Source organism: Enterobacter sp. A103, from assembly GCF_034427535.1.
GTDB classification, from domain to species: domain Bacteria; phylum Pseudomonadota; class Gammaproteobacteria; order Enterobacterales; family Enterobacteriaceae; genus Enterobacter; species Enterobacter asburiae_B.
Genome location: NZ_JAXQPQ010000007.1, coordinates 111,852 through 125,318, shown reverse-complemented (window position 1 = coordinate 125,318; position 13,467 = coordinate 111,852). Strand labels below are relative to the sequence as shown.

The 13,467-nt window shown below is 55.8% G+C and carries 12 protein-coding genes and 4 tRNA genes; 15 read left to right on the top strand and 1 reads right to left on the bottom strand.

Features of this window, described 5'->3' with window-relative positions:
* Window positions 1-8 precede the first annotated feature (8 nt).
* From SPH27_RS17950 to SPH27_RS17880, 15 genes are all read left to right on the top strand, one after another.
* Window positions 9-887, top strand: coding sequence for a metal ABC transporter substrate-binding protein (locus SPH27_RS17950; protein WP_182071581.1), 879 nt, complete (start codon window positions 9-11; stop codon window positions 885-887).
* 129 nt (window positions 888-1,016) lie between these two features.
* On the top strand, window positions 1,017-1,514 hold the full coding sequence (gene pncC, locus SPH27_RS17945) for a nicotinamide-nucleotide amidase (RefSeq protein WP_023308944.1): 498 nt from the start codon (window positions 1,017-1,019) through the stop codon (window positions 1,512-1,514).
* 89 nt (window positions 1,515-1,603) lie between these two features.
* A complete protein-coding gene (gene recA / locus SPH27_RS17940) occupies window positions 1,604-2,662 on the top strand; it encodes a recombinase RecA (protein ID WP_023308943.1) in 1,059 nt (352 codons plus the stop codon).
* Window positions 2,663-2,730: 68 nt separating this feature from the next.
* On the top strand, window positions 2,731-3,231 hold the full coding sequence (gene recX, locus SPH27_RS17935) for a recombination regulator RecX (RefSeq protein WP_033146366.1): 501 nt from the start codon (window positions 2,731-2,733) through the stop codon (window positions 3,229-3,231).
* A gap of 131 nt (window positions 3,232-3,362) precedes the next feature.
* Entirely contained in the window at window positions 3,363-5,990 is a 2,628-nt protein-coding gene (gene alaS / locus SPH27_RS17930) for an alanine--tRNA ligase (protein ID WP_045888112.1), read from the top strand.
* Between the two features lie 241 nt (window positions 5,991-6,231).
* Entirely contained in the window at window positions 6,232-6,417 is a 186-nt protein-coding gene (csrA, locus tag SPH27_RS17925) for a carbon storage regulator CsrA (protein WP_000906486.1), read from the top strand.
* 342 nt (window positions 6,418-6,759) lie between these two features.
* Window positions 6,760-6,852 (top strand) — tRNA-Ser (locus SPH27_RS17920).
* A 4-nt stretch (window positions 6,853-6,856) separates the two neighbouring features.
* A tRNA-Arg gene (locus SPH27_RS17915) sits at window positions 6,857-6,933 on the top strand.
* A 64-nt stretch (window positions 6,934-6,997) separates the two neighbouring features.
* Window positions 6,998-7,074: transfer RNA gene (locus tag SPH27_RS17910), tRNA-Arg, on the top strand.
* A 160-nt stretch (window positions 7,075-7,234) separates the two neighbouring features.
* Window positions 7,235-7,311 (top strand) — tRNA-Arg (locus tag SPH27_RS17905).
* Window positions 7,312-7,568: 257 nt separating this feature from the next.
* A complete protein-coding gene (yqaB, locus tag SPH27_RS17900; protein WP_032648006.1) occupies window positions 7,569-8,135 on the top strand; it encodes a fructose-1-phosphate/6-phosphogluconate phosphatase in 567 nt (188 codons plus the stop codon).
* Window positions 8,132-8,560, top strand: coding sequence for a YqaA family protein (locus tag SPH27_RS17895; RefSeq protein ID WP_008499541.1), 429 nt, complete (start codon window positions 8,132-8,134; stop codon window positions 8,558-8,560). The genes yqaB and SPH27_RS17895 overlap by 4 nt, the downstream gene beginning before the upstream one ends.
* Window positions 8,561-8,643: 83 nt before the next feature.
* Window positions 8,644-10,188 carry a glutamate--cysteine ligase gene (gene gshA, locus SPH27_RS17890; RefSeq protein ID WP_182072791.1) on the top strand — a complete coding sequence of 515 codons (1,545 nt, stop codon included), beginning with the start codon at window positions 8,644-8,646 and terminating at the stop codon, window positions 10,186-10,188.
* 154 nt (window positions 10,189-10,342) lie between these two features.
* Complete coding sequence (gene luxS / locus SPH27_RS17885; RefSeq protein ID WP_014884972.1) at window positions 10,343-10,858, top strand: S-ribosylhomocysteine lyase; 516 nt, start codon at window positions 10,343-10,345, stop codon at window positions 10,856-10,858.
* Between the two features lie 54 nt (window positions 10,859-10,912).
* Window positions 10,913-11,677: an AraC family transcriptional regulator gene (locus SPH27_RS17880; RefSeq protein WP_207167829.1), complete on the top strand. Its 765-nt coding sequence runs from the start codon at window positions 10,913-10,915 to the stop codon at window positions 11,675-11,677.
* Here the strand turns inward: SPH27_RS17880 and leuA are convergent.
* Window positions 11,664-13,319, bottom strand: coding sequence for a 2-isopropylmalate synthase (gene leuA / locus SPH27_RS17875; protein WP_182072787.1), 1,656 nt, complete (start codon window positions 13,317-13,319; stop codon window positions 11,664-11,666). The genes SPH27_RS17880 and leuA overlap by 14 nt on opposite strands.
* Between the last annotated feature and the right edge of the window lie 148 nt (window positions 13,320-13,467).

Sequence of the window (13,467 nt, the reverse complement as noted above, 5' to 3'; positions counted from 1 at the left end):
GGGAAACGATGAAACGTACAGGATTTGTAGTGGCGCTCGCGCTGGGGATGATGTCGCACGGCGTGATGGCGAAAACGCTGAATGTGGTGACCAGCTTTTCGATACTGGGTGATATTACGCAGGAGGTAGGCGGTGACCATGTGAACGTGACGACGCTGGTCGGGCCGGACGGCGATCCGCATACCTTTGAACCGTCGCCGAAAGACAGCGCGGCCCTGAGTAAGGCTGATGTGGTGGTGGTGAACGGCCTGGGGCTGGAAGGCTGGCTTGATCGTCTGGTGAAAGCCTCCGGGTTCAAAGGGCAACTGGTTGTCGCCTCAACAGGAGTGAAAACCCACACGCTTGAGGAAGATGGAAAGACTGTGACCGATCCCCATGCGTGGAACAGCGCGGCGAACGGGGCGCTCTATGCGCAAAACATTCTGAACGGGCTGGTGAAAGCCGATCCTGAGGACAAAGCCGCGCTGGAAGCCTCTGGCAAAACGTATATCGCGCAGCTTAGCCAGCTGGATAACTGGGCCAAAACGCGCTTTAGCCAGATTCAGCCGGCGAAGCGTAAAGTGCTGACCAGCCATGACGCGTTCGGCTATTTCAGCCGCGCTTACGGCGTGACGTTTATGGCGCCGCAGGGGCTGTCGTCTGAGAGCGAAGCCAGCGCGGCGCAGGTCGCTGAGATTATCAATCAGATCAAAGCCGACGGCGTGAAAACCTGGTTTATGGAAAATCAGCTCGATCCGCGTCTGGTGAAACAGATTGCGTCGGCGACGGGCGCACAGCCCGGGGGCGAGCTTTACCCCGAAGCGCTGTCGGCAAAAGGTGGGGTGGCTGACACCTACGTTAAGGCGTTTCGCCACAATGTGAACACTCTCGCCGACAGCATGAAATAACCTTTCCACCGCCGGTGCGTCCGTACCGGCTTTTTTCTGAAGCCCCCTCGTAAAACCTGAAGTCCATCCCCACATCTGACGAGAAAATGCTATCTTGTGCAGCACGTTTTTCTGATGCCTGGAGCGAGAATGACTGACCATGAATTGATGCAGCTTAGCGAGATCGTTGGCCTTGCGCTGAAGCAGCGTGGCGCGACAATCACCACCGCGGAATCCTGCACCGGCGGCTGGGTGGCGAAAGCGATTACCGATATTGCCGGCAGTTCCGCCTGGTTTGAACGCGGTTTTGTGACCTACAGTAACGAAGCTAAAGCTCAGATGATTGGCGTGCGTGAATCCACGCTTGAACAGCATGGCGCGGTCAGCGAACCGGTGGTGATCGAGATGGCCATTGGCGCGCTCAAAGAGGCGCGGGCAGACTACGCGATTTCCATTAGCGGCATTGCGGGCCCGGACGGCGGCAGCGACGTGAAGCCTGTCGGCACCGTCTGGTTTGGGTTCGCCACCTCCAAAGGGGAAGGGATCACCCGCCGGGAGTGCTTCAGCGGCGATCGCGAAAGCGTGCGTCGTCAGGCAACCGTTTATGCGTTAAAAACGCTCTGGCAACAATTTCTACAAAACACTTGATACTGTATGACCATACAGTATAATTGCACCAACAGAACAGAAATCCACGGTGAAGCACAGTCGCTTCTCCCGGCATGACAGGAGTAATAATGGCTATCGACGAAAACAAACAGAAAGCGTTGGCGGCAGCACTGGGCCAGATCGAAAAGCAATTCGGTAAAGGCTCCATCATGCGCCTGGGTGAAGACCGTTCCATGGATGTGGAAACCATCTCCACCGGTTCGCTTTCTCTGGATATCGCGCTGGGCGCTGGCGGTCTGCCTATGGGCCGTATCGTAGAAATCTACGGGCCAGAGTCCTCCGGTAAAACCACCCTGACGCTGCAGGTGATTGCCGCGGCACAGCGCGAAGGTAAAACCTGTGCGTTTATCGATGCCGAGCACGCGCTGGACCCTGTTTATGCCCGCAAGCTGGGCGTGGATATCGACAACCTGCTGTGTTCTCAGCCGGACACCGGTGAGCAGGCGCTGGAAATTTGTGACGCGCTGGCGCGTTCTGGTGCCGTTGACGTTATCGTGGTCGACTCCGTTGCCGCACTGACGCCAAAAGCCGAAATCGAAGGTGAAATCGGTGACTCTCATATGGGCCTCGCGGCACGTATGATGAGCCAGGCGATGCGTAAGCTGGCGGGTAACCTGAAGCAGTCCAACACGCTGCTGATCTTCATCAACCAGATTCGTATGAAAATTGGTGTGATGTTCGGTAACCCGGAAACCACTACCGGTGGTAACGCACTGAAATTCTACGCCTCTGTCCGTCTGGATATCCGTCGTATCGGCGCGGTGAAAGAGGGCGAAAACGTAGTCGGTAGCGAAACCCGCGTGAAGGTTGTGAAGAACAAAATTGCTGCGCCGTTCAAACAGGCTGAGTTCCAGATCCTCTACGGCGAAGGGATCAACTTCCTCGGCGAGCTGGTTGACCTGGGCGTGAAAGAGAAGCTGATTGAAAAAGCGGGCGCCTGGTACAGCTACAACGGTGACAAGATTGGTCAGGGTAAAGCGAACGCGATCTCCTGGCTGAAAGAGAACCCGGCTGCGGCGAAAGAGATTGAGAAGAAGGTGCGTGAGCTTCTGCTGAACAACCAGGACTCCAAACCTGATTTCGTGGTCGATGCCGCGGATGCTGAAGAAACTAACGAAGACTTTTAATTGTTTCGTTTAAAAATGAAGGGCTGCTGATGCGGCCCTTTTTGCATTTCTGAATCAGCAGGTTTTTTATGAGTGAACCGACAACACGTCGACCCGCGTATGCACGCTTACTGGACCGCGCGGTGCGCATCCTGGCCGTTCGTGACCACAGTGAACAGGAGCTGCGGCGAAAACTGTCGGCTCCGGTGATGAGTAAAAACGGGCCGGAAGAGATTGATGCCACCGCGGAAGATTATGACCGCGTGATTGCCTGGTGCTATGAGCATCGTTATCTTGATGACGAGCGTTTTGCCTCACGGTTTCTCGCCAGCCGCGGCCGTAAAGGATATGGGCCCGCGCGCATCCGGCAGGAGCTGAACCAGAAAGGGGTGGCCAGGGAGTCCATCGAAAAAGCGATGCGCGAATGCGATACTGACTGGTGCGAGCTGGCCAGAGAACAGGCGATTCGTAAATACGGCGAACCGCTGCCGCGTGAGTTTTCAGAAAAAGTTAAAATCCAGCGCTTTTTGCTCTACCGCGGCTTTTTGATGGAAGATATTCAGGATATCTGGCGTAATTTTGCCGATTGAACGCATGCGGGATTTTACTTCCCACTAAAGAAAACTTATCTTATTCCCACTTTTTCCAGTAGCTGGTCTGTCCAACGGTTTACCGATACAGGCTGGCTACGACATTTCGTTAGCTTGATTTCAGGATAATTATGAGCAAGAGCACCGCTGAGATCCGTCAGGCGTTTCTCGATTTTTTCCATAGTAAGGGACACCAGGTTGTTGCCAGCAGCTCCCTGGTACCGAACAACGATCCGACTCTGCTGTTTACCAACGCCGGGATGAACCAGTTCAAGGATGTGTTCCTTGGTCTCGACAAGCGTAATTATTCCCGCGCCACAACCTCACAGCGTTGCGTGCGTGCGGGCGGTAAACACAACGACCTGGAAAACGTCGGTTACACCGCGCGTCACCATACGTTCTTCGAAATGCTGGGTAACTTCAGCTTCGGCGACTACTTCAAACACGATGCTATTCAATATGCGTGGGAACTGCTGACCGGTGAAAACTGGTTCAACCTGCCAAAAGAGCGTCTGTGGGTTACCGTCTATGAAACCGATGACGAAGCCTACGAAATCTGGGAAAAAGAAGTCGGGATCCCGCGCGAGCGTATTATTCGCATCGGTGATAACAAAGGCGCGCCATACGCGTCTGACAACTTCTGGCAGATGGGTGATACCGGCCCTTGCGGTCCGTGCACCGAGATCTTCTACGATCACGGCGACCACATCTGGGGTGGGCCTCCGGGCAGCCCGGAAGAAGACGGCGATCGCTACATTGAGATCTGGAACATCGTGTTCATGCAGTTCAACCGTCAGGCCGACGGTACGATGGAGCCGCTGCCGAAGCCTTCCGTCGATACCGGTATGGGTCTGGAGCGTATTGCCGCGGTTCTGCAGCACGTTAACTCCAACTACGAAATTGATCTGTTCAGCACCCTGATCAAAGCCGTTGCGAACGTTACCGGCGCGACCGATCTGAACAACAAATCGCTGCGCGTTATCGCGGACCACATTCGTTCCTGTGCGTTCCTGATTGCCGACGGCGTTATCCCGTCGAATGAAAACCGTGGCTACGTGCTGCGTCGTATCATTCGTCGTGCCATCCGTCACGGCAACATGCTGGGCGCGAAGGACACCTTCTTCTATAAACTCGTTGGGCCACTGATTGGCGTGATGGGTGCTGCCGGTGATGAGCTGAAACGCCAGCAGGCGCAGGTAGAGCAGGTTCTGAAAACCGAAGAAGAGCAGTTTGCGCGTACGCTTGAGCGCGGCCTGGCGCTGCTGGACGAAGAGCTGGCGAAACTTAAGGGCGACACGCTGGATGGCGAAACCGCTTTCCGCCTGTACGACACCTACGGCTTCCCGGTTGACCTGACGGCGGACGTTTGCCGCGAGCGCAACATCAAAGTTGACGAAGCGGGCTTCGAAGCCGCGATGGAAGAGCAGCGTCGTCGTGCGCGTGAGTCCAGCGGTTTCGGTGCGGACTACAACGCGATGATTCGCGTTGATAGTGCATCGGAATTCAAAGGTTATGACGCGCTGGAACTGACCGGCAAAGTCACCGCCCTGTTTGTTGACGGTAAAGCCGTGGACAGCATCAGCGCGGGCCAGGATGCGGTTGTCATTCTGGACAAAACGCCGTTCTACGCGGAGTCCGGCGGTCAGGTTGGCGATAAGGGCGAACTGAAAGGCAACGGCTTTAGCTTTAGCGTCAGCGACACCCAGAAATACGGTCAGGCGATTGGTCACCAGGGCAAACTGGTTTCCGGTTCTCTGAAAGTGGGCGAGGGCGTACAGGCTAACGTGGATGAAGCTCGCCGCGCGCGCATTCGTCTGAACCACTCTGCAACCCACCTGATGCACGCTGCCCTGCGCGACGTGCTCGGTACCCACGTTGCACAGAAAGGTTCTCTGGTTAACGACAAAGTGCTGCGTTTCGACTTCTCGCATTTTGAAGCGATGAAACCGTCTGAGATCCGCGCGGTGGAAGATCTGGTGAACGCGCAGATCCGTCGTAACCTGCCAATCGAAACCCACATCATGGAGCTCGAGGACGCGAAGAAAAAAGGTGCGATGGCGCTGTTTGGTGAGAAATATGACGACCGCGTTCGCGTGCTGAGCATGGGCGACTTCTCTACCGAGCTGTGCGGCGGTACGCACGCATCGCGCACCGGTGACATCGGCCTGTTCCGCATTGTTTCCGAGTCGGGTACGGCGGCAGGCGTGCGTCGTATTGAAGCGGTGACCGGTGAAGGTGCTATTGCCAGCCTGCATGCGCAGAGCGATCAGCTGCACGACATCGCGCAGCTGCTGAAAGGCGATAGCCAGAACCTGGGCGAGAAAGTGCGCGTTGCGCTGGATCGCACGCGTCAGCTGGAAAAAGAGCTGCAGCAGCTGAAAGAGCAGGCTGCGGCGCAGGAGAGTGCAAACCTCTCCAGCAAGGCTGTAGACATTAAGGGCGTCAAACTGCTGGTCAGCGATCTGGCGGGCGTTGAGCCTAAGATGCTGCGTACTATGGTCGACGATCTCAAGAACCAGCTTGGTTCTACCGTTATCGTGCTGGCGACAGTGGCAGAAGGTAAGGTTTCTCTGATTGCGGGCGTCTCTAAGGATGTGACCGACCGCGTTAAAGCAGGGGAACTGATTGGTATGGTCGCTCAGCAGGTGGGCGGCAAGGGGGGCGGTCGTCCGGACATGGCGCAAGCCGGTGGTACGGATGCAGCGGCACTTCCGCAAGCTTTGGCCAGCGTTGAAAGCTGGGTAAGCGCGAAACTGTAATAACTACAAAGCACAAGCAGACGCCATAGCGGTAACGTTATGGCGTCTTGTTCACTGTGCTATCGATAACGATAAAGTCAGGTTGAGTTTGTGTATATCGGCTAAACTTACGTTTAACAGAATGTGATGCCGTGACTGCTTACACTTTACGTGTTTGTCATCGCTTACTTTTTGGCGTTATATGATGGATAATGCCGGGATACAAGAGACCCGACTCTTTTAATCTTTCAAGGAGCAAAGAATGCTGATTCTGACTCGTCGAGTTGGTGAGACCCTCATGATTGGGGATGAGGTCACCGTGACAGTTTTAGGGGTAAAGGGTAACCAGGTACGTATTGGTGTTAACGCTCCTAAAGAAGTATCTGTCCACCGTGAAGAGATCTACCAGCGTATCCAGGCTGAAAAATCCCAGCAGTCCAGTTACTGATATTGTCGCGTCTCGCTGTCGGGCGAGACGCAACCCTCCTGTCATTTTTCCTGCTCAACGTTACCGTTTAATTTCAAACGCTCTCTTTTTAACCACTCCGTTACCCTAAACTCGCCCTTACGCCGCTATTTCTGCAAAGGTTTTCTGTGAAGATGCCTGCAAAATCCGCTTATAAAACACCCTCTTTGCGGCTTTTACATGCGAATTGCGTGTGATTTGTGCAAACGATAAAAGCTTTTGGAAAATTGTTTGACTTATAAGTCCCAGAAAGTAATATATGCGCCACGCAGCGACGAGAAGCTCTTAACGAGTAACTCGAAGCACTCGAAAGAGGCGTTGTGTGGTGAGGTGGCCGAGAGGCTGAAGGCGCTCCCCTGCTAAGGGAGTATGCGGTCAAAAGCTGCATCCGGGGTTCGAATCCCCGCCTCACCGCCATTTTGCATCCGTAGCTCAGCTGGATAGAGTACTCGGCTACGAACCGAGCGGTCGGAGGTTCGAATCCTCCCGGATGCACCATCTATTACTTCATATTGCTTTAGAAGTGATATGAATATCGAGCAGTACAATAGTAAATCCCGATGCATCCGTAGCTCAGCTGGATAGAGTACTCGGCTACGAACCGAGCGGTCGGAGGTTCGAATCCTCCCGGATGCACCATATTATCCGAGATAATAGCCACGCTGTTGTTTCAAGGTCTGCGAGTTAATCGCGAGCACCAGGGAGGATAACGTTGCTTCAGCAACGGCCCGCAGGGCGAGGCGCAGCCGAGTAATCCTCCCGGATGCACCATTTACTGTTTCTAAAAGCATTTCCCGATGCATCCGTAGCTCAGCTGGATAGAGTACTCGGCTACGAACCGAGCGGTCGGAGGTTCGAATCCTCCCGGATGCACCATATTCTCCGAGATAATAGCCACGCTGTTGTTTCAAGGTCTGCGAGTTAATCGCAAGCACCAGGGAGGATAACGTTGCTTAAGCAACGGCCCGTAGGGCGAGGCGCAGCCGAGTAATCCTCCCGGATGCACCATCTCTTCTGTTATTCCCTTCGCTGTTTATTTCTTAATCACTCTCGTAGTTATGACTTCTCAGTCAGCGACAAAAATCACCATTTACGATAAAGTAATGCTTTGTTAATCGTTTAGCGAGAGCACGATGTACGCACAGTATGACGGTTTGATCTTCGATATGGACGGCACTCTCCTGGATACCGAACCCACGCATCGTCAAGCCTGGACTGACGTCCTGGGCCGCTACGGCATGCGTTTCGATCTTCAGGCGATGATTGCCCTCAACGGATCTCCCACCTGGCGTATTGCGCAGGCCGTGATTGAACTGAATCAGGCCGATCTCGACCCGCACCTGCTCGCGCGCGAAAAAACCGATGCGGTAAAAGCCATGCTTTTAGATACCGTACGCCCTCTGCCGCTGATTGATGTGGTAAAAGAGTGGCACGGGCGCCGCCCGATGTCTGTAGGAACCGGGAGCGAAAGCGCGATTGCAGAAGCTTTGCTCAACCATCTTGGCCTGCGCCACTATTTTTCTGCCGTGGTCGCCGCCGATCATGTTAAACATCACAAGCCCGCACCGGACACCTTCCTGCTTTGCGCAGAATTAATGGGCGTCCCGGCGGCAAAATGTGTCGTGTTTGAAGACGCCGATTTCGGCATTCAGGCCGCGCGTGATGCCGGAATGGATGCGGTGGATGTGCGCTTACTGTGAGTGACGCGCTGTCACTTGCCTCATTATTCGCCAGCAGTTTTTTAAGCGCCACGCTGTTACCGGGAAATTCGGAAGTGGTGCTGGTGGCGATGCTGTTGTCCGGCGTGAGTCAGCCCTGGCTGCTTGTATTAATAGCAACAATGGGTAATAGCCTTGGAGGGCTGACTAACGTTATTCTTGGGCGTTTCTTTCCGCTGCGCGAAAAATCGCGCTGGCAGGAAAAGGCAGTCGGCTGGCTAAAACGCTATGGCGCTGCCACGCTGTTATTAAGCTGGATGCCTGTAATAGGCGATTTACTGTGTCTGCTGGCGGGATGGATGCGCATCTCCTGGGGACCGGTGCTCTTTTTTTTGTGCCTTGGCAAGGCGTTGCGCTATGTTCTCGTGGCGTGGGCAACACTACAGGGTATGACGTGGTGGCACTAATTGGTGGAATGAATACGCGACCTTCAATCGTCAACCATTACAATTATGCTGAGTAACATTACTTTGACAGGCGGGAGGTCAATTTGATCCCGGACGTATCTCAGGCGCTGGCCTGGCTGGAAAACCACCCTCAGGCATTGAAGGGTATTCAGCGTGGTCTTGAGCGTGAAACGCTGCGCGTTAACGCGGACGGTAGCTTAGCGACGACGGGTCACCCGAAGGCGTTAGGCTCGGCGCTGACACATAAATGGATCACAACCGATTTCGCTGAGGCACTGCTGGAGTTCATCACGCCAGTAGAGGGTGATATTGATCATATGCTGACGATCATGCGCGATATCCATCGCTACACCGCGCGCAACATGGGCGACGAACGTATGTGGCCCCTCAGCATGCCGTGCTATATCGAGCAGGGCCAGGAGATTGAGCTGGCGCAGTACGGCACGTCAAATATCGGCCGGCTGAAAACGCTCTATCGCGAAGGGCTGAAAAACCGCTACGGCGCGTTGATGCAGACGATCTCGGGCGTGCATTACAACTTCTCGCTGCCAATGGCGTTCTGGCAGGCGAAATGCGGTGAAACGGATAAAGACGCGATCTCTGAAGGCTACTTCCGCCTGATCCGCAACTATTACCGTTTCGGCTGGGTGATTCCGTATCTGTTTGGTGCCTCCCCGGCGATCTGTTCTTCGTTCCTGCAGGGGAAACCGACCACGCTGCCTTTCGAGAAGACCGAGTGCGGAATGTACTATCTCCCGTACGCCACCTCTCTGCGCCTGAGCGATCTCGGTTATACCAATAAATCGCAAAGCAATCTCGGTATTACGTTTAACGAATTGCACGAATATGTGGCAGGATTGAAGCGGGCGATCAAAACCCCGTCGGAAGAGTACGAGAAAATCGGCCTCGAAAAAGACGGCAAGCGCCTGCAAATCAACAGCAATGTGCTGCAGATTGAAAACGAGCTGTATGCGCCTATTCGTCCTAAGCGCGTAACGCGCAGCGGTGAAACCCCGTCGGATGCGCTGCAGCGCGGCGGGATCGAATACATTGAAGTGCGTTCGCTGGATATCAACCCGTTCTCACCGATTGGCGTTGATGAGCAGCAGATTCGCTTCCTGGATCTGTTTATGGTCTGGTGCGTGCTGGCGGATGCGCCGGAAATGAGTTCAGACGAACTGCTCTGTACCCGTACAAACTGGAATCGCGTGATTCTGGAAGGGCGTAAGCCGGGCCTGACGCTGGGTATTGGCTGCGAAACGGCACAGTTCCCGCTGACCAAAGTCGGCAAAGATCTGTTCCGCGACCTGAAGCGTGTTGCACGCACAATGGACAGCATCGACGGCGGCGACGCGTATCAACAGATCTGCAACCAGCTGGTGGAATGTTTTGATAATCCGGAACTGACGTTCTCTGCGCGTATTCTGCGTTCTATGATCGATCGGGGCATTGGCGGCACCGGGCGTTCACTCTCAGCGGAGTACCGCGAGATGCTGATGCAGGAGCCGTTAGAAGTGCTGAGCGAAGCGGATTTTGTCGCGGAACGCGATGCGTCCGTGGTGCGTCAGAAAGAGGTTGAAGCGGCGGATACCGAGTCGTTTGAGGCGTTTCTGGCGAAGCAGGCTTAAGCAGAAAAGAAAAAGGCCACATCGCTGTGGCCAAAATATACATCTCTGAATTCAGGGATGATGATAACAAATGCGCGTCTTTCATATACTCAGACGTGCATTCTGTAGAAGAGTTCAGTTTATTTTAAAAAAAAATCACTATCGGAGGTGACGTATGCCGTTATTAGATAGCTTTACTGTCGACCATACCCGTATGGAAGCACCTGCAGTACGCGTGGCGAAGACCATGCACACCCCGCACGGCGACACGATCACCGTCTTCGATCTGCGTTTCTGCGTGCCAAATAAAGAAGTGATGCCAGAGAAAGGCATTCATACCCTGGAACACCTGTTCGCCGGTTTCATGCGTGACCATCTGAACGGCAACGGCGTTGAGATCATCGACATCTCTCCGATGGGCTGCCGTACCGGTTTCTACATGAGCCTGATTGGCCAGCCGGAAGAGAAACGCGTCGCTGATGCGTGGAAAGCGGCGATGGAAGACGTGCTGAAGGTGAAAGAGCAGAACCAGATCCCTGAGCTGAACGTTTACCAGTGCGGTACTTACCAGATGCACTCTCTGGAAGAAGCGCAGGACATCGCGCGTCACATCATCGAGCGTGATGTTCGCGTGAACAGCAACGAAGAGCTGGCCCTGCCAAAAGAAAAACTGCAGGAACTGCACATCTAGTGCACCTTTTCCCTCTCCCTCCGGGAGAGGGTAGGGTGAGGGTGGTTTAACCCCATGACCACAACCTCAACGTTCTCCTTTACCCATCGTCCACTCGTTCCGTTCGCCCATGATTACGTTCATGGTGACAGCGAGCCGTGGCATGAGCACGACTGCGCACAGCTGTTGCACACCCTGAGCGGCGTGGTTCGGGTCGATACGGCTTCGGGCTGTTGGGTTGTTCCTCCCGGTCGCGGCGTCTGGCTACCGGCGGGGACCCGCCACTCGCTTCGCATCACCGGCAACGTGGCGGCGCGAACGCTGTTTATCGATCCGCTGGCGCGGGCCGATCTCCCGGCCACCTGTCAGATCGTGCAGATCGCGCCGCTGTTGCGCGAGCTGATCCTCGTCTCTCTTGCTTTACCTGAATCGTACTCGCCCGGCAGCCGGGATGAACGCGTCTATGAACTCATTCTTGATGAAATCCGCACTATGCCTGTGCTGCCGTTTCATCTGCCGGAGCCGGAAAGCGAGGCATTACGTCACCTGTGTCTGCAAATCCGGCAAAACGCGGGGGAAAGCTGGAGCGGCGCGCAGGCCGCGAGCCTGATGAACATGAGCGAGCGCACCCTGAACCGCCATTTTCAGCAGCAGACGGGATTAAGCTACGGCGAGTGGTTGAGAAGGGCGCGCCTGCTGGAAGCCTTAGTGCGGCTGGCGCAGGGCCAGCCGGTACTACGCGTGGCGCTGGAACTGGGTTACGGCAGCCACAGCGCCTTTACGGCGATGTTTCGCCGGGTGATGGGCGTCTCACCCAGCGATTACTTTAAGAACGACTGACGGCATTTAAGAGCGCCTGAAGCGACGCGCGCGCCACGTCGCTGTCGATGCCCACGCCCCAGCGGCTGCTCCCGTCCTGGAACAGGCAGCGGATGTAGGCCACCGAGCGGCTGTCGCTGCGTTCGCCTAACGTATGCTCGTGATAATCCTTAATCACGAACGGGGCGCTGATCCAGCGGCTTAAGCCGTGAGCGGCGGCGGAGAGCAGACCGTTACCCTGACCTTCCAGCTGACGCGTTCCCCCCTGCGTAGCGATGCTTGCCGTCAAACGCAGCTGGCCGTCCTGCTGGCTGTCGCTGCGGTAGGATTGCAGCGCAAACTGCGGCGAAGCTACCAGTCCGTAGCGGGTGCGGAACAGCTGCCACAGCGCATTCTGCGTCATCTCTTTTCCGTGGCGATCGGTTTCCTGCTGCACGTGCTGGCTGAAATCCTGCTGCAGGGCGCGGGGTAATTTCAGACCATGATTCTGTTCGATGAGCCACGCGCTGCCGCTTTTCCCTGACTGGCTGTTTACGCGGATCACCGCTTCGTAGGTGCAGCCGATGTCCTGCGGATCGACGGGCAGATACGGCATCTCCCAGCGATCGCCAGGCCTGCGGGCATCAAAGCCTTTTTTGATCGCGTCCTGGTGCGAGCCGGAGAAGGCGGTATAGGCCAGCCGGCCTGCCCACGGGTGGCGCGGATGCACCGGCAGCTGGTTGCAGGCTTCCACCACTTCCACGACCCGGTTCATATCGCTAAAGTCGAGATTCGGGCTGACGCCCTGGCTGTAGAGGTTCATCGCCAGCGTCACCAGGCAGACGTTGCCCGTGCGTTCCCCGTTACCAAACAGACAGCCCTCCACGCGATCTGCGCCCGCCATCACGGCCAGCTCGGCGCTGGCGACGCCGGTACCGCGGTCGTTATGCGGATGTACGCTGATGCAGACATCCCGGCGGCGGCTGAAGTGGCGACAGAAATACTCGATCTGATCGGCATAGACGTTCGGCGTGCTCACTTCGACGGTTGCGGGTAAGTTGATCACCATGGGCCGTTCGTCGCACGGCTGCCAGATCTCCGCCACGGCTTCACAGATCTCCAGCGCAAACTCCGGCTCGGTAAAGCAGAAGGTCTCCGGGGAATACTCATATTGCCAGCGGGTGTCCGGGTTCTCTTCACACAGCTGACGAATAAGCCGCGTGGAGCGCGTCGCCAGCTCGACGATTTGCGCTTTCTCCATGCCGAATACCAGGCGGCGGAACAGCGGGGCGGTGGCGTTATACAGATGGACGGTGGCCTGTTTCGCACCGCGCAGGGATTCGAAAGTGCGATGGATGAGATCTTCCCGCGCCTGGGTTAATACCTGAATCGTGACGTCATCCGGGATGCGGTTCTCTTCAATCAGCTGGCGAACGAAGTTGAAGTCGGTCTGCGAGGCTGATGGGAAAGCCACCTCAATTTCTTTAAAGCCGCAGCCCAGCAGCAGATCCCAGAACTGCAGCTTGCGGGTGCTGTCCATGGGCTCGGCAAGGGCCTGGTTGCCGTCGCGCAGGTCGGTTGAGAGCCAGCGCGGCGCGCGGGTGATACGTTGCTCCGGCCAGCGGCGGTCGGGCAGGGAAAGGGTCGGATAGGGTTGGTACTTGTCGGCGGGTGTGTTCAGCATGATGCGCTCCTGTTGTCTTTTCACTATCGTGAATGGATTTCAGGCGCGCCGCTTTATCGGAACTGACAATGGCTATCGCGTTCTGGACACGGTGCGGTTTTTTTGCCGGATGGCGGCTACGCCTTATCCGGCCTACGTTCGTAGGCCC